At 58.8% G+C, this 15,631-nt stretch carries 15 protein-coding genes and 6 pseudogenes; 13 read left to right on the top strand and 8 right to left on the bottom strand.

Features of this window, described 5'->3' with window-relative positions; all coding sequences use genetic code 11:
- Positions 1-117 precede the first annotated feature (117 nt).
- The 6 genes and pseudogenes from NI18_RS08420 to NI18_RS26725 form a co-directional block, all read left to right on the top strand.
- Positions 118-682: pseudogene (locus NI18_RS08420) on the top strand (recombinase family protein).
- Between the two features lie 20 nt (positions 683-702).
- Positions 703-969 (top strand): hypothetical protein, encoded by a 267-nt coding sequence (locus NI18_RS08415; protein ID WP_037529330.1) that lies wholly within the window; start codon positions 703-705, stop codon positions 967-969.
- 133 nt (positions 970-1,102) lie between these two features.
- Positions 1,103-2,143 (top strand): IS110 family transposase, encoded by a 1,041-nt coding sequence (locus NI18_RS08410; protein ID WP_037529412.1) that lies wholly within the window; start codon positions 1,103-1,105, stop codon positions 2,141-2,143.
- Between the two features lie 512 nt (positions 2,144-2,655).
- Positions 2,656-3,364 (top strand): annotated as a pseudogene (locus NI18_RS08405) (IS630 family transposase); the annotation flags it as partial.
- Between the two features lie 211 nt (positions 3,365-3,575).
- The gene (locus tag NI18_RS08400) at positions 3,576-4,523 is read left to right on the top strand and encodes an IS110 family transposase (RefSeq protein ID WP_037529328.1); all 948 of its coding nucleotides are present in this window, start codon (positions 3,576-3,578) and stop codon (positions 4,521-4,523) included.
- 21 nt (positions 4,524-4,544) lie between these two features.
- Positions 4,545-5,344 (top strand): annotated as a pseudogene (locus NI18_RS26725) (transposase); the annotation flags it as partial.
- A 50-nt stretch (positions 5,345-5,394) separates the two neighbouring features.
- Here NI18_RS26725 and NI18_RS24240 read toward each other — a convergent pair.
- From NI18_RS24240 to NI18_RS08385, 3 genes and pseudogenes are all read right to left on the bottom strand, one after another.
- On the bottom strand, positions 5,395-6,069 hold the full coding sequence (locus tag NI18_RS24240; protein ID WP_128082143.1) for a hypothetical protein: 675 nt from the start codon (positions 6,067-6,069) through the stop codon (positions 5,395-5,397).
- A 210-nt stretch (positions 6,070-6,279) separates the two neighbouring features.
- Positions 6,280-6,590, bottom strand: a pseudogene (locus NI18_RS23220) (IS30 family transposase); the annotation flags it as partial.
- Between the two features lie 319 nt (positions 6,591-6,909).
- Positions 6,910-7,688: pseudogene (locus NI18_RS08385) on the bottom strand (SDR family oxidoreductase).
- 200 nt (positions 7,689-7,888) lie between these two features.
- On the opposite strand from NI18_RS08385, the gene NI18_RS08380 reads away from it, so the two are divergent.
- On the top strand, positions 7,889-8,287 hold the full coding sequence (locus tag NI18_RS08380) for a VOC family protein (RefSeq protein ID WP_037529326.1): 399 nt from the start codon (positions 7,889-7,891) through the stop codon (positions 8,285-8,287).
- Between the two features lie 105 nt (positions 8,288-8,392).
- Entirely contained in the window at positions 8,393-9,133 is a 741-nt protein-coding gene (locus tag NI18_RS08375) for an SDR family oxidoreductase (protein ID WP_037529325.1), read from the top strand.
- A 226-nt stretch (positions 9,134-9,359) separates the two neighbouring features.
- Here the strand turns inward: NI18_RS08375 and NI18_RS08370 are convergent, their stop codons facing one another.
- Complete coding sequence (locus NI18_RS08370; RefSeq protein ID WP_037529324.1) at positions 9,360-9,794, bottom strand: pyridoxamine 5'-phosphate oxidase family protein; 435 nt, start codon at positions 9,792-9,794, stop codon at positions 9,360-9,362.
- A 218-nt stretch (positions 9,795-10,012) separates the two neighbouring features.
- On the opposite strand from NI18_RS08370, the pseudogene NI18_RS26720 reads away from it, so the two are divergent.
- The 4 genes and pseudogenes from NI18_RS26720 to NI18_RS08365 all read left to right on the top strand — a co-directional run.
- Positions 10,013-10,432 (top strand): annotated as a pseudogene (locus NI18_RS26720) (ParA family protein); the annotation flags it as partial.
- A gap of 98 nt (positions 10,433-10,530) precedes the next feature.
- A complete protein-coding gene (locus tag NI18_RS26715) occupies positions 10,531-10,701 on the top strand; it encodes a hypothetical protein (RefSeq protein WP_306286310.1) in 171 nt (56 codons plus the stop codon).
- A 3-nt stretch (positions 10,702-10,704) separates the two neighbouring features.
- Positions 10,705-11,004 (top strand): ribbon-helix-helix domain-containing protein, encoded by a 300-nt coding sequence (locus NI18_RS24235; protein ID WP_128082142.1) that lies wholly within the window; start codon positions 10,705-10,707, stop codon positions 11,002-11,004.
- 43 nt (positions 11,005-11,047) lie between these two features.
- Complete coding sequence (locus NI18_RS08365) at positions 11,048-12,001, top strand: replication initiator protein A (protein ID WP_037529323.1); 954 nt, start codon at positions 11,048-11,050, stop codon at positions 11,999-12,001.
- Positions 12,002-12,445: 444 nt separating this feature from the next.
- Here the strand turns inward: NI18_RS08365 and NI18_RS08360 are convergent, their stop codons facing one another.
- From NI18_RS08360 to NI18_RS22240, 4 genes are all read right to left on the bottom strand, one after another.
- Positions 12,446-12,652, bottom strand: a complete 207-nt coding sequence (locus NI18_RS08360; RefSeq protein WP_306286297.1) for a hypothetical protein — start codon at positions 12,650-12,652, stop codon at positions 12,446-12,448.
- Between the two features lie 743 nt (positions 12,653-13,395).
- Positions 13,396-13,638: a hypothetical protein gene (locus NI18_RS24230; RefSeq protein WP_128082141.1), complete on the bottom strand. Its 243-nt coding sequence runs from the start codon at positions 13,636-13,638 to the stop codon at positions 13,396-13,398.
- Positions 13,639-13,642: 4 nt separating this feature from the next.
- Positions 13,643-14,512, bottom strand: a complete 870-nt coding sequence (locus tag NI18_RS08355; RefSeq protein WP_037529322.1) for a hypothetical protein — start codon at positions 14,510-14,512, stop codon at positions 13,643-13,645.
- Positions 14,513-14,646: 134 nt separating this feature from the next.
- Positions 14,647-14,925 (bottom strand): hypothetical protein, encoded by a 279-nt coding sequence (locus NI18_RS22240; protein WP_128082140.1) that lies wholly within the window; start codon positions 14,923-14,925, stop codon positions 14,647-14,649.
- A 293-nt stretch (positions 14,926-15,218) separates the two neighbouring features.
- Here NI18_RS22240 and NI18_RS08350 point away from each other — a divergent pair, with 293 nt between their 5' ends.
- Entirely contained in the window at positions 15,219-15,533 is a 315-nt protein-coding gene (locus tag NI18_RS08350) for a hypothetical protein (RefSeq protein ID WP_128082139.1), read from the top strand.
- Positions 15,534-15,631: the final 98 nt, after the last annotated feature.

The raw sequence follows: 15,631 nt of genomic DNA, 5'->3' as shown, positions 1-15,631 counted from the left end.
TGTCCGTCAGACGGTCCTCTGGCGGCCAGCATGAATATGTCCGTCAACTCTGGACCCGCGATGGCGATTCGGACAAGAATGCAAATCGATGGGACAACGGACAGATCGGAACCGACCGTGGCGCTGATCGGCTATGCGCGGGTATCGACCGGCGACCAGAAGCTGGCGCTACAGAACGACGCGCTCAACGCGGCCGGATGCGAGCGCATCTTCGACGACCATGCGTCCGGCGCTAAAACTGATAGGCCGGGGCTTGCCGAGGCCCTGGCCTATCTACGTGGCGGTGACACGCTAGTTGTATGGAAGCTGGACCGCCTCGGTCGCTCAATGAGCCACCTGATCGAAAAGGTCGGCGAACTGGCCGCGCGTGGCGTTGGTTTCCGATCGCTCACCGAGCAGATCGACACCACCACGTCGGGCGGGATGCTCGTGTTCAACATCTTCGGCTCGCTCGCCCAGTTCGAGCGCGACCTGATCCGCGAGCGCACCAACGCCGGCTTGAAGGCTGCGCGGGAACGGGGGGAGCCTTGGCGGTCGGCGTCCGGTCATCACGCCTGACAAATTGCGCAAGGCGCGCGATCATATCGCGGCAGGCCTGACGGTCCGGGAGGCGGCCACGCGGCTCAAAGTCGGTAAAACAGCGCTCTACAAGGCGCTCGAAGGCGCCGCTGCCAAACCGTAGCAAAGCATGAGGAAAGAGTGATGCACGAACGCGACCCCAACATCGTCACTTCGAGCCTATCCGGCGTCGTTACAGAGCAGGGCATCACCGTGAGTGTAAATATCATAAGGCTCGAGAATGAGCCGGGTTGGTCGCTCGAAGTGGAAAATGAGAATGGAACGTCCACGGTGTGGGATGACCTCTTCGCGACCGACGATGCGGCTCATGCCGCCTTCCGCCAGACCGTTAAAGAAGAAGGCATGCGCGTCTTCCTCGATCAGGCTGTCGTCATTCCCTTCAGACGTTAGGACCGTCCGCGTTCGCCGTTCGTTCGATCCTAGCGTACGTAAACTTCACTTTCGTGTTGGGGTGGACGGCTCCCAACGGCATCGCAATGTGCCACGATGAGGTCGTTGCCAGCCTCATATGAAGGAGCCGCCCATGGAGAAGATTATCAGAGTTGGGATGGACACGTCAAAGAGTGTCTTCCAGGTGCACGGTGTCGATGCCGCGGAAAGGCCGGTGTTGCGCCGGAAGCTGGCGCGCAAGGAAATGATCCGGTTTTTCGAGAAGTTGCCCGCAACATTGGTAGCTATCGAGGCTTGTGCTGGCTCGCATCACTGGGCGCGGCTTCTGACTTCGCTGGGACATGAGGTCAGGTTGATCGCGCCACAACTGGTGAAGCCATACGTCAAGCGCGGCAAAAACGATGCCGCAGATGCCGAGGCGCTATGCGAGGCGGCAAGCCGTCCGACCATGCGCTTTGTGCCGGTGAAGACTGCCGAGGAGCAGGCGGCTCTGATGCTGATGGGGATGCGGACCCGGTTGATCCGCAAACGAACCCAACTTGCCAACGCCATTCGGGGATACGCCTCGGAATTCGGCATTACCGCGGCGACCGGCATGTGTCGGATCGAGCCGTTGCTCGACAGCATTGCCGAAAATGACGCTGTCCCCAGCTTGGCACGCGAGCTCTTCGCGCTGCATGCCGGGGAGTACATGCAGCTGAAAGCCGAGATTGAACGGGTAGAGAAGAAGCTGATGGAATGGCATCGTGAAAACGAGTGCAGCCAACGCCTTGCGCATATCCCCGGCATCGGCCCAATCGGCGCATCTTTGCTCATGATGAAAACCCCGGATCCCCGCCTATTCAAATCCGGGAGAGACTTTGCCGCCTGGATCGGGCTGACGCCGAGAGATCATTCGACCGCAGGCAAGGTAAGATCAGGAGGTATAACCCGCGCTGGCGATGAGCTGCTAAGAAGTACGCTCGTCGTCGGTGCGACTGCCGTGATCCGGCAAGTACGCCAGAAAAACGGGCGCCACGCCACGCCTTGGCTGCTTGGCTTGATCGAGCGGAAGAAGCCAAAGATAATAGCGGTAGCCCTCGCCAATAAAATGGCGAGAATTGCATGGAAGCTTATGGTCAGCGGGGAGAACTACTCGCGTAGATCAACCGCGCCAGAGCTATTACCAGTATAGAAATTCGATTGTACAGCGTCGGTAGCTATCGACGATCCTGTACTAATTGAAAGGAAATCTTGCAAGAACAGCAGTTGGTGTGATCGATCGATCTAAGGCTCGGGACACTCTGGTCACTACATTGGCCGTCAAAGGCGTTTTCGTGTTAAGAACCCGTGCTGCGGATACCAGCTTGGCCAGCGACCATATGTGGCCGCACCCAAAGGCCGTACATATGAACGCAAGCGATCAAAATACCGCCGCTCATATCTTGCAAGAGGGAGCCGTCCACATATGCAGTGACCCCCGGCATGGTCGAATACCGCCGCCCTCCCTCCGAGGGTCATAACCGTTCGAGGCTGTTGAAAAAAGTCGCTTCGGCTTGGAAGGGGGCGTTGGTCCGAGCAATATTCTTCTCGTATCGCGTCAACCATCGCAACTCCTGGTGTAAAGCCGCTATCCGTAAGCAATCATATTACGCGCGACGTGGCTGCGCTGCCGGCTTGATCCTGAACGCTTACAAAGCGACGCCCGATACCACTCTAGCCGAGTTGCAGGCACTTCTGGCCGATCACGGCACCGAGGTCGCGCTTGGCACGATATGGCGGTTCTCGCTCGGCGCGGGATCACGCGCAAAAAAAGACAGCGCACGCCACGGAGTAGGATCGTCCCGACATCCTAAAGCGGCGCGAGGAATGGTTCGACGGTCAGCTCGTTCTCGATCCCGAGCAGCTCATCTTCATCGATGAGACTTGGGCATCGACGAAAATGGCGCGTCGCTATGGCAGAGCCCCACGTGGCGAACGACTGCGGGCCGGTGTGCCGCACGGGCACTGGAAAACCACCACGTTCGTGGCGGGGCTGAGCCGCACCGGCATGATCGCACCCTGGGTGCTCGACGGGCCGATGAACGGTGATGCCTTCACCACCTACGTGACCCGCGTCCTCGTGCCCGAACTCTCACCCGGCAAAGTCGTCATCATGGACAACCTGTCCAGCCATAAGGCGCCGGCCGTGCGCGCCGCCATCGAAGCGGCAGGTGCCCGGCTCCTGTTCCATCCGCCCTACAGCCCGGACTTCAACCCTATCGAGATGGCCTTCTCCAAGCTGAAGGCGCATCTGCGAAAAGCGGCCGAGCGGACCATACACGCCCTCTGGGATGCCATCGGCCGCATCGTCGACCTCTACTCGCCCCAGGAATGCTCGAACTATTCCGCAGCCGCTGGTTACGATGCAGACTGATCGGAAACCGCTTGTCTTATGAAGGTGGCAATCTTTCTGGCAAGAAAGGCCGTCGCCGACGAGCCGCAAACTCGTCGACGAGGGAAGGGACAGATCGCAAAACCGCAGGCCGTAATGGGCCGAGCTAGAGATTGATCGCCCTCCTCTTTTCCCGTGGCCTGAACGGATACGTGGGCCTTGGCCCGCATGACAAGCAGAGGACCTGGAAAAGATGGAGACCATCGTAGCGCAGAATGTCGGTGTCGATATCTCCAAATCGACACTCGACGTGCATCTTCACCCGGCGGGCATCGCTCGCCAGTTTGCCAACGACGCCAATGGCATCAAGGCGTTGCTCGGTTGGCTTGGCGACCGTGACATCGCCCGTATCGTCTTCGAACCGACTGGGCCATATCATCATCGGCTGGAGCGGCGACTGGGCGACGCAGGGCTCCCTTTGGCGAAGGTCAATCCGCTACAGGCGCGGCGCTTTGCCCAAGCCGCTGGCGCACACGCCAAAACCGATGCGATCGATGCCGCTATGCTGGCCCGCATGGGCGCACTTCTGACACCGCCGGTGAGACAGATTACTAGCGAAGCTATCGATGACATGAGGGAGCTTCACATTGCTCGGCTCGCCTTGATCAAGGATCGTACCGCTGCCAGGAACCGTGAGCATGCGTGTCGGTCGCCATTGCTGAAGCGACATGCTGCGCAACGGCTAACACGGATCGATCGTCAGATCGCCGCCATCGACGCTGCCCTGAACGCGCGTTTGCAGACCGATCCTGAGCTGGTGTCGCGCTTCGAGATACTCATCTCCATACCCGGCGTTGGTGCACTCACCGCTATGATTATGCTCATCGAGATGCCTGAACTCGGTCAACTCGAGAGCAAGCAGGTCGCCAGTCTCGCTGGTCTCGCCCCACAAGCCCGCGATAGCCGGCAGTATCGCGGAAAACGCCACATCCGCGGTGGGCGCGCCGTTCTCAGCCAAGCGCTCTACATGCCGGCCCTCGTCGCCACGCGGTTCAACGTCGATCTGAAAGCCAAATATCAGACGATGGTCACCGCCGGGAAGCCGCCCAAGGTCGCTATCACCGCAATCATGCGCAAGCTCATCGTTCTCGCAAATACGTTGCTCAAAGCCGACCGCAAATGGATTAATAAGGCCGCTTGATCATAACGGATACTCTAGTGTCTGTCGCGGCTTGCGGTTGAAGTGTTCGCCCTGACCATCTCGGAAGGCTCCATCGCCAACATCTTCGACAGATGGGTCAGCACATGGCACCGTGACGAGCGTGATCCATGACAAGCTGCGCGGCGCGCGGATCATCGCCTCGGATGAAACGACCACGCCGACCAACGGCGTAATCCAGTGGTAATGAGTGTTCATCTCAGACTAGGCGGTGGTACAAGGTTGCCTCAAGCCGGGCCCGCCATGTCGCCGAGGAAGTCTTGGGGGGTCACCAGCCCGACGTCTGGGTGTCTGACCGCTATGCAGGGCCAACAGGATCTGGCGGGAGCGCATCAAGTCTGTCTCGCCCATGTCCTGCGTAACGTTCAGTATGCCATCGACAGCGGTGATACGATCTTCGCACCCACGAACCGCGACCATCTGCGATGGGCGAGCGGGATTGGCAGGCGACGACACAATCTCAAGGACAGTACTTGGTGAGCTATGCCGCAAAAACAGATCTCGGGCTGATGCAGAAGCCTGTCGCACACCCCGCGGGCAAGGCGCTACTCAAACAGATCAAAGCCTAACGGATGTTCTTCGTCTTCCTCACCAATCGTAGCGTGCCCGCCACCAACAACATTTTCTAGCGCGAAATCCGCCCCTCAGTCGTGCTCCGTAAGGTGACCAACGGTTTCCGCTCAGATTGGGGTGCCCAGATCCATGCCGGATACCGCTCCGTCACCGGGACCGCCCGCCTCAGCGGCAAGTCTACGCTCCCGGCCATGCGCCACCTTGTTGATGGCAAGTTCGCCGTCGCCTAATCAGGTCACTGCGAGCCCCCCCGTGAGTAATTACGCTGTTTTAGCCACAATCACTGTTTTCGCAATATCCACTCGGTATTGACGCCGTCGTTCAGACGTCGTGCGGAAACGGCGATCGTGCGCTGATCGGGTAAAAGGGTCATCGTCTTGTGGACAGTTGCCTTTCCGTTTCTCGACATGTCGATCACGATGACGCTTTCGTTCGGCATGCTAACGGCTATCCGGCCATCCGCAGCATCGCCCCTGACCGGGACTGGCGGTCCGCCGATCGTCGCGTCAAAACCTGAACCTCCTGGCGTAACGGACGTGAACCGAGAACCTCGCAGCAGAATCGTTTCGGTTCGGTGGCCTCGCGTCGTTTCAATTCCGACTAGTTTCCAAGTGCCGGCGACTGCTGAACCGGAGTGCCGCAGCCCGCCGATCCGCCGGCTCGTGATCGTGCTTATGATCGCCCGATGGTCCGGCTTGCTATGGTTTACGACCGTCTTGGTGAGCTTATCGCCATCCGCAGATGCGCGGTAGTTCACCGAATAGACAAGCTTTCCCCTAAAGTAATCGCGCTCGCGTACCTCACGGGAACCGATGGCCGCGACCTCGATCGAATCGACATAACCGTCGTCCTGTACAGGGTAAGAGCGGCCATCAGCTTTCACACTAATTTTCGACTTTGCATCGCCGCGCGAGAAAACGCCACGTTCAAGCGATAAAAATTTCCGGTTCGGCATCTTTGCTAGGCTGAAAGTCCATAATCCACGTTCCGTTGAACGGACTGGCTCGCAGAACCTGATGGTTTTCGCGCGCAGCGTTTTTCGAGCTCCGGCATAACTGCCATGTCACTTAGCGCATAAGGCTGGGTGGCTAGAAGAACACCAAGGAAATAAGCGAGACTCATCTGACATCGTTTCCTTGTTAATTTGAAACTCATTGCGGCGAATTCAACAGGTCGTCGCAACGCGCTGTTTGTCTATCTGTGCAAGGCATCGGTCAAGCGCCTCGGCTGGTGTTTTCCAGCCCAGCGTCTTGCGTGGTCTGCCATTGAGCGTCGCGGCAACGGCCGCAAGTGCGTCGGCGCTATGCACGGTGAGGTCGGTGCCTTTAGGGAAATACTGGCGCAGCAGCCCGTTAGTGTTCTCGTTCGTGCCACGCTGCAAAGGCTTTGCGGATCGCAGAAATACACCTCACGCGCGTCGACCTTCAGGCGCGCATGCTGCGCCACCTCCGCACCTTGATCCCAGGTCAGCGAGCGACAGCTCTGCCGGCAAGATAGTATGGTGCGCGTGATGGCATTCCGAACGGCTTGGGCGCCGTGTCCGGCCAGCGCCGGTCCGTTCTTGATGCCCGGCCCGGCACCGTGACGTGATCGCGCGGGCACGGTGTCGCCTTGTCGGGGTCACTACACGAAAGCGAGGTTTACGTACGCGGCGTTTATCAACGAAAGACGGCTTTCAAGGGTTAATCATGCCTTTCTCATTATACCATCCTTTTGGGAAAAGCCTCAGCCGTTTCGATCGCCTTTCGCTGGCGGGAAGGCGAACGGGCGTGATCGACCACGCCCGTCGCTGGCATTAACCGGGTGAAGCGGCAGAACCGGCCAGCAGCCCGCCGTCGATGTTCACTTCTGTCCCTGTGACGTAGGTCGCTCATCCGAGGCCAACATTACCGCAATGGCCGCGACTTCATCGGGCATACCGAACCGCTTGAGCGGCGTATCTGCGACTAGCGCCTGCATCTTGGCGTCCCGATCGGGACCGGTGCCCAGCATCGGCTCCCAAATCGGCGTGAGGATGGCGGCCGGATGGACCGAGTTGCAGCGGATTTTCCAACCCTGTTGAGCGCAGTAGAGCGCGACCGTCTTGCTGTGGTTGCGGATCGCCGCCTTGGACGAGGCATAAGCCGCAGCGCCAGGGATGCCGACCAGTCCCGAGCGGGAAGATATGTTGATGATAGATCCTGCCCCCACAACCTTCATCGCACCTATTGCATAGCGACAACCGAGGAATGTCCCGTCGAGGTTGACACGGTGAACCTCGCGCCAGTCCGCTAGGCTGGCATGTTCTGGGTCGTGGGGTGCCATGCCGGCTTCGAACCCCGTCACGCCGGCATTGTTGACCACCACGTCGGCTACGGGAACGATGGCAGCTAACCGCAACCAATCAGCTTCCTCGCGTACATCGAGCGGTTCGAACCGACACCCGATTTCAGTCGCTGTTGCCGCTCCTGTTGCTTCGTCGATGTCGGTGACAATGACGACCGCACCTTCGTCATGGAAGCGAGCTGCGATTGCGCGGCCGATGCCACGCGCAGCGCCGGTGACGACGCACGTCTTGTTATTCAGTCTTTGCATGATGTTCTCGAAACAGAGCCCAGTCGGCGGATTACTCCGCTGGCGTATGCTTTGCCGCTTTAGCGGTGACGCTGGATCATTTCGAAAGGCTCCCGAGGACGTCACGATGCTACGGTAACGATCGATCGGCTGCAATTCCCAAAACCCACCTGAGAGAAGCGGGCGTTGGCTCATCGTCCAAGTTAGGGCAGCGTCACCGGATGCCTCAGCGCTTGAACCTGACCGCCCTCCTCGTCGACGAATATGACACCGCCATCTCCTTTTTCGTCGATAAGCTTGGCTTTGAGTTGCGTGACGACACCTCGCTGACAGATGGCAAACGGTGGGTGGTGGTCGCGCCGCACGGCGCGGGGAGTGGACTGCTACTGGCGCGGGCTATCGGGGATAGGCAACGTGAAGCGATCGGCGATCAGAGCGGAGGTCGAGTTTTCCTGTTTCTTGAAACGGATGACTTCGCCCGTGACCACCTCGCGTACACGCAGCGAGGTATCCGCTTCGTCGAAGCGCCTCGCCATGAACCATATGGCATCGTGGCTGTCTTCGAGGACCTCTATGGCAACCGATGGGATCTGATCGAGCCTATCACCGGCGAGCAGTGATTCCCGATTGACCATCGTTTCCGCAAAGATTGAACGGCAATGTTGTGGCGGTGCGCGCGAGGCGGCTACCGTGTAACGCAACCGAGACGTTAACCGAGGAAAGCTATGCGGGTTCACGACGGGAAGGTTGCCATCGTCATTGGTGGAACGCGTGGCATCGGTGCAGCGATCAGCCGAAGGTTGGCGGCTGATGGCGCATCGGTTGGGGCAACATTTCTAAGCCGGTCGGATTACGCCGAGCGTCTTTCAAGTGAGTTGAGTTCGGCAGGCCGTCATGCCCTTATAGTGCAGGCAGACGTTAGCGATGCGGGCGCGCTCAACGACGTGATGGATCAGATCGTGCAGCATTTTGGCCGACTTGATATTTTGGTGAGCGTAGCTGGAACGGCAATCGTAGGGCCGCTTGAGGATTACCCGGACGATGCGTTTGACCGCTCTTTTGCGTTGAACGTCAGAGCGCCATTCCTTGCAGCAAAGAAGGCGGCAGGCTTGATGACCGAAGGCGGGCGGATCGTGACGATCGGAAGCATCGTGGCGGACAGAATGCCCGGCGCTGGCGGCACGCTCTACGCGGCGAGCAAAGCCGCGTTGGGAGGCATGACACGCGGCCTAGCACGGGATTTAGGCGAGCGTGGTATCACCGCGAACCTAGTTCAGCCGGGGCCGATCGATACCGAACGCAACCCTGCGGATGGTCCGAACGCCGTCACAAATCGAAACCCGCTTGCTATCCCCCGACATGGCACGCCAGACGAGGTTGCGAGCCTTGTGGCATATCTCACCTCACCCGAGGCAGGGTTTGTGACCGGAGCGACCTACAATATCGATGGCGGTTGGAGCGCGTGAGTAACGGCCAGTGATAGCCGGCGACCTGACTTTCCGGGTTCACGATCCCAATCGGAACGCTCGGGCAGCTTAGCGTACGATTCCAAACATCCTCCAGCCGGTCCCCTTCCTGCTCAGAGCAGACATTCTAGTGTCGCGAAAATGACGACATTCGAAACGTCCGGAATCTAGGACTTCCGCGACAATGCACGGAAGTCCTGTGTGGAAGGCGTTTCGGATGCGTCGATCAGATGGCGATCTCGCCCTCGTCGCTACCATCCCAGTAACGGATCGTCTTTGCATCGACACGGATCATCACGATACCGGGAGTGTCGATGCCCTCGGGAAAATACCGATCGAGATCCTTGGTCCAGTGATCAGCAAACGCGGCTTTGTCCTCGATCAGCGCAGCGGCGCCTTCGACAGTTACAAACAGTGGGGGCCCGCCGAGCATGCCAACGGCACCGGTGTAACTAAGGGTGACGTGCGGATCAGCGCGCAGCTCGGTAATCTTCCGCGAATTTTGGTAGGCGAAGAAGTAGCTGTCGCCTTGATATTCGACATCGCCATTGTTGCTCATCGGGCGGGCTGTCAGGGTGCCGTTGGATGAGCGAGTGGCCATCATCGTAAAGTCCAACTTCGCCATCTTTTTTGACAGGTCGTGTAGGCTGAGGCCCGACATAATGTTGCTCCTTCAATGTGGGGCCATGACGTTTGCCCGGGCAGTTGCAACGAACGTAGGGACGTGTTGGTCGCGCGAGCCCCCTGCAATCAGGAACGCGGGACTGGTGCATTTCAATTGGACGAGGAATGATTGGGAGTGCCAATCCCAACCGGAGGCTGCCAGGCCATAAGTGAAGCCACCCGCAGCCTACAAACCTGTTGTGCAAGTTTGGCAATGTGCATATTAGCACATCGACAGCATTGAAGGTGTGCACACATGCAGATTATCACACTTGCAGCTCAAAAAGGGGGGTGTTGGTAAAAACGACGCTTGCCGTTAATCTTGCGGTTGCCGCCCAAGCAGCTGGCATCAAGACGGCACTGTTCGACCTTGATCCGCAGGAGAGTGCGACAGCTTGGAGTGAGCGACGGGCGGCTGAGTATCCCCATGTCGAGCCAATCAGCGCACGCAGGCTCAATCAAGCGATTGACGCAGCAGCAGCTAATGGTTTCATGCTTACGATCATCGACACTCCCCCGGCGGCCGGAGCAGAGGCAGCGGCAGCCGCGCAGCGTGCAAACGTCGTCGTCATCCCATGTCGGCCGTCATTGATCGATTTGGATGCGATCAAGCGTACAGCGCAGCTTATTACCAGCACCGGACGGACGGGAGTGGTGGTACTGAACGCAGCTCCTCCGACTGCCACAACGCTATTGGAGGACGCTCGTAGCTTGCCGAGGCAACCGGCCTGCGGGTGGCGCGTGTCGTCTTACGTGAGCGTAGCGCTTATCGTGCTGCATGGCCCTACGGTTTGGGCGTGGTTGAGCATGAGCCCAAAGGCAAAGCTGCTTTAGAGGTTGCAGCTTTGCAAAAACACCTATTTGAAGATTTGATGAATTGCACACCTGCAAAATTGAAGGCTTGAACAATGGCAAAGCGGACATCCTTGTTGGGGCCGGCGGTGGCTCCTCAACAACGTCAGCAGGTTGAGCCGGACAACGTACCGGTTGCGGCGGCATCGACACCGTTGAGCAGCGCCGCACGATCAGGCGGCAAGCGTCCGGGCAAGTACCACTTGGGCGCATACTTTGAGCCAGACGATCCTACAGCCGAGGCATTCCGAGTGCTGGCAGCACGTACCAGGCGCAGTCATCAGGATCTTCTCGCGGAAGCAATCAGCGAGTTGGTCGCGAAATACGATGCGGACAAACAATTCGGCCGCGTGTGATGATGTGCACACCTGCATACCGTCAGAAAGGCAGGATTGATGTATGACCAAACGCCAGAATCCTAATCCAGAGTTCGACCTGTTTATCCCGCTGATGGGCGAGCTTCCGCTCAAGGATCAGCGGGAGGTTATGGAACGACCATTCTTTTCGCTTCAAAAGCGCAAGCGCGTGAAGCCGATCGAGTACAAAAGTCCCGATGGCGAGACATGGGTAAAAATTGAGGCAATTCCAGCCTACGGAATGGCGACGATCTGGGATGCCGATATTCTGATTTGGGCGGCCTCGACGTTGAACCGTATGCGCGAGCAGGGGGTCAATGACCTTCCTCGGACACTCCACACGACATCCTACGACCTGTTGCGGGGTATCAAGCGAGACACAAGCGGCCGAGCGTATCAGGAACTGCAAGCCGCGCTGCAACGGCTCCAGACGACTTCGATATCAACCTCAATCCGCGCACCCAGGCGACGCACAAAGGCCGGTTTCAACTGGCTCGATAAATGGACACTGGAAGTAGACCCTGAGACAGATCAGCCACGGGGCATGACGATCACGCTGTCTGATTGGGTTTATGAAGGCATCGTGGGCGAACGGTCGTTGCTTACTATGCACCAAGACTATTTCTTGCTGACTGGTGGGTTAGAGAGGGCTTTGTACCGCATCGCGCGTAAGCATGCCGGGAACCAGAGGGGAGGGTGGACATGTCGTGTGGAAGTACTGCGCGACAAAACGGGCAGTGATAGCAAGCCCAAAGAGTTCAATCGGATGCTACGCAAGGTAGTGGAAGCCGACCAGCTTCCCGATTATGCGTTGAAATTGGTAGCAACTGCTGACGGCAGTCCTGCGGTATTGTTTCGCCTCAGGGGTGAAGCCGAAGCGCTTGCCTTAACCGCCAAGCTTGAAGCTGAGAAGGAGCGACGGAGCCGGTTCGACGCAGATCGTCGGCGTGTTGCTGAGGTCGATGACCTCATGGACAAGCTAGCTCGCGGGGGCTGACTATCGTGGTTTCACACACCCGTAGGCGGTAAAGACGCCTCAAGGCGTTCTGGATGATGCACCGGAAGGCGGTCGGCAAGCAACAATCATAGACTGTTATGCTTCAATTGTCGTGGTTTCACACACCGGAACGTCGTGGGATCACACACCGGGCTATCGTGGGATCACACACCGAATCACGTGGGATCACACACCACACGATCGCGTAAACTCATGAAAAGAAACAGCTTTCTAAGCTTTTTCTCGAGCTTAACCTTCTTAACAGTTCATATTTAACAGAATCTATAACGGCTACCCGCCGCCAGAAACTCGAAGGCTTCAGTCAGAATGAAATTGGCCTGACGGCCAATACGTCTTCGCTTTGTGACGGCGTTAGCTGTCACAAAGCGGCCTAACGGCCGCATGCTATGCGGGAAGAAAGGCGGGTGCCTACGGATACCTAGCCTATTTACGACGACCGTCAGGCTCCTTGGCCACGCCCTTGAACGGCTTACCATCTTCCTTTTGATCCATGAACTGGCCGGTATCGATGTTGCGCTTCACCTCGTTACCGTTCGGTGTCTCGGTCTGGGTGCGGTCCTTGACCGAGCCGACGCGGTGACCTTCGCCTGTGTTCTTTGCCATGACGACTTCCCGATAGCGTTCAGTCATGAAAGTCGGGGTTAAGACACGGAAAACAAGATGGATGAGGGCAGAGTGTGTAAGGTAGCGATCAGGATCGAAAGTTCCCTGATATTCGGCGTCGGTGGGGTAATCGATCCGAGCGCAAACCTCGCCCGGGAGACGCCATTCGCGGTAGGTAGATGCCCTAACGCCCGAATTCGGACTGTGGAGCCCCGATAAGCTCTGCCGTGGGTGTCCACTACCCGAAGACCCTGTCAGGCTCCATAGGGGCGCTCCTAGGGCTCTCAGCGCCGTTACCGGACCCGAATGGGGCCTTGCTGGTGTAGAGCAATAGATAGCGGTCGGTGTGGCCTCACAACGCCGCCAGAGCGACGATGACGCCAAGGTCCATCGCCCATCACGACAAGATGGGTAGGCAAACGTGAAGCGCGAACAGCGGCAAAAAGATTGGCGGGGTGTGCGTGTGCGCCGATCGTGAACCCAGCGACAGTACCCCGAAGAGAGTTCGCTCAACTGCAGCTCGGTTCACCCGTCCATTGCTCTGACAGAGCGATAGCCCTTGTACCTGCGATGGAGGCGACCAAGCCTGAAGCACAACATAGCCCAGCGTGTGCCCCAAGTGAGCTTTGGTAGTGAACGGACATATTGCGGTATGACATCTGCCCGCCGGCAAGCCGCGAAAATTTCACGTCGCTGTTTCACTCTCTCAACATAGTCATGCACTTGGGCGATCGCCGCCCGACAGTCGTCCAAACCAGCGTCGTTCGGCATCATTGGCAACCAGGCCCAGATATCGACCTGTCGGCTTCCAGGAGCGTGTAAGAGAGCTGCCAGCGAACATAACAGTTCGGGTCGGAGTATCCGGCACTGATCGCCTCACGCATAGCGCCGGTAAGGGCTTTTGCCCGCAAAGTCTGATGCGGCAATCGAAACGGGTTCGCCATAATCGTACGATATTCCCGCGACCATTGTTCGAACTTTTCCGGTGCCTCCGGATCATAGCTTTCCAGCATAATGCTACTTCCCCGGTCCGACATTGCCTGTTCCCTCCACCTTCGCATCAGCGTTCGTGCCTTGCGTTCCCGATTGCGCCTGCCGCTGCGACAGCGATGAGGTCGAGGCGAGCCGCAGGTTAACCGTCTGCCCGTTGATCCGGCCGTCGCCAAACCAGATGCCACCAGCCTTGGTCCAGGTCAGTCCGCGCGGATCTGCGACGAAGTCGCCGGCGGGTGTGTGGGTGAAGTGGATATTGCCCGAGCCGGTCAAATCGGTGCTGAAGTTTCCGCCGCTAACCTGCCGGGCGGCATCGGCAAGCGCTGCCTTGAGCATGGGCGCAGGGATAGCCTGAAACGCCGTCAAAACTTGCTGCCGTGCAGCATTCGGATCGGCTAGGCGAGCGGTGCCCATCTTCTCATCGATCATACCGAACACGGTGTTGGTGTAGATCGCCGAGATCGCCAGCATCTCCATGTAGCGAACGTGTACATCCTCGTCGTAGGTCGACGACTGACGGTGCGCGCGAAAGAACGGCGTATCGAGCGCGGCGGGTATTGGCCCAGGCTTCATCGCATCGACTTCCCAGCCTTTGCGCGGCTGCATGGCGACGACGATCGGACCCGCGTAGATCATGTGCGCGGCATCGAGCGGAGTAACCTTCGCCAGCTCGGCAGGCGGGACAGCAGCCACGTCCTTGCGCGTCGGCTCGATCAGACCGTCGATCGCCTGATCAAAACGGGCGATACCGCCTTCCCGACGTTGCATGACCAACTGGGGAATTGCATCAGGAGCAACATGCCGCGAGTTGGTGTCGCTCATGAAGGCATCTGCCATAATGCCGAGCGCTGGCATTTCGTAGGTCTTGCCGGTCTCGATCCCGAGGCTCTTCACGCGCTCCCAGAGGCTGGACAACCCCGAACTGGAGCCTGCTGTTTCCGATGCCGAACCGGATACGGACGAGCCGCCTCCGCCACATGCCGTCAGCATCAAAGCGAGTACGAAAGGGGTAACGGGACGACATCGGATCATCGCTTTTCCTCCACCATCAGGTTCCGCAGGGCTGCCGCATCCTGTTCCAGCTCGGCAGTCGATCCGGCGAGCCTGGCTTCCAGGTCGCTTGCACGTTTGCGTAAGCGAGCAATCTCAGCCGCAGCATTCGGATCACAGGCGGGGCGAGGCTGTCCGGATGCGGCCGACCAGTCGCGATCGAAGCCGGCATCAAACGCGGCACGATCGGCGCGAACGACGGCGGTGTCACGCTCCACCCGCACGTGACGTGGCTCTGCCACGATACCGCCAGCCATGTCAGCACGGCCGCCATTGGCGCCGCTACGAGCGCACCCGAGGCGAAGCCGCTCAGCGCCACGACAGTACCGCTAAGAAGAAGGCAGAAGGCAAGAAGAGGCGAGACGATGTCTCGCTCAGTTTATTCCACACCTTACGCACGCGTGCAGCCCCCAAAGCGTGGTCGATGCGTGGTCGCATCGTTGGATATGGCTATGGCATCACACCGCAAAGCGTTCGTCAACGCTATACTTAGGGTGAAAACATCGTATTCTCCAGCGCATACGGTGGGGACTTGTCGATGGCGCGTGTGATGCTGACCGGTCGAGTAACGGATGCCCAAGCTGCGGCGCTGAAAAGCTACGCGGCCGATGTTGGTTTGCCGGTCTATCAAGCCACCGTCCGCGCGCTCGAACTTGGCATCGCGACACTGGTCGGGGGCAGGGGAGCTGAGCCGGCTCAGGCGGCACCGGCCAGCGTTTCTGCCGGCGAGATCGACGCTCTGCGCGAGGCGATCGATCGACTGTCACAACGTGCCGAGCTGAGCGACAGGCTGACCCAGCGGACTCTCTACGCGGCCGGGGGCGGCCTATGCTGCGGCGCTAGCGGGGCCGGGCGAAAGCGCTGAACACAAGGCGCAGATCACGCGGGATGCCGATCAGATATTCGATCGGCAGCTTGCCAGGGCACGTCAGGAACCCAGCGAGAAACAGGGAGGGTGAAGGT

The sequence above is a fragment of the Sphingomonas sp. Ant20 genome (genome assembly GCF_000783375.1).
Classification (GTDB): domain Bacteria; phylum Pseudomonadota; class Alphaproteobacteria; order Sphingomonadales; family Sphingomonadaceae; genus Sphingomonas; species Sphingomonas aerolata.
Note: the sequence above shows the minus strand (reverse complement) of the source record. Positions and strands in the feature narration are given on the sequence as shown.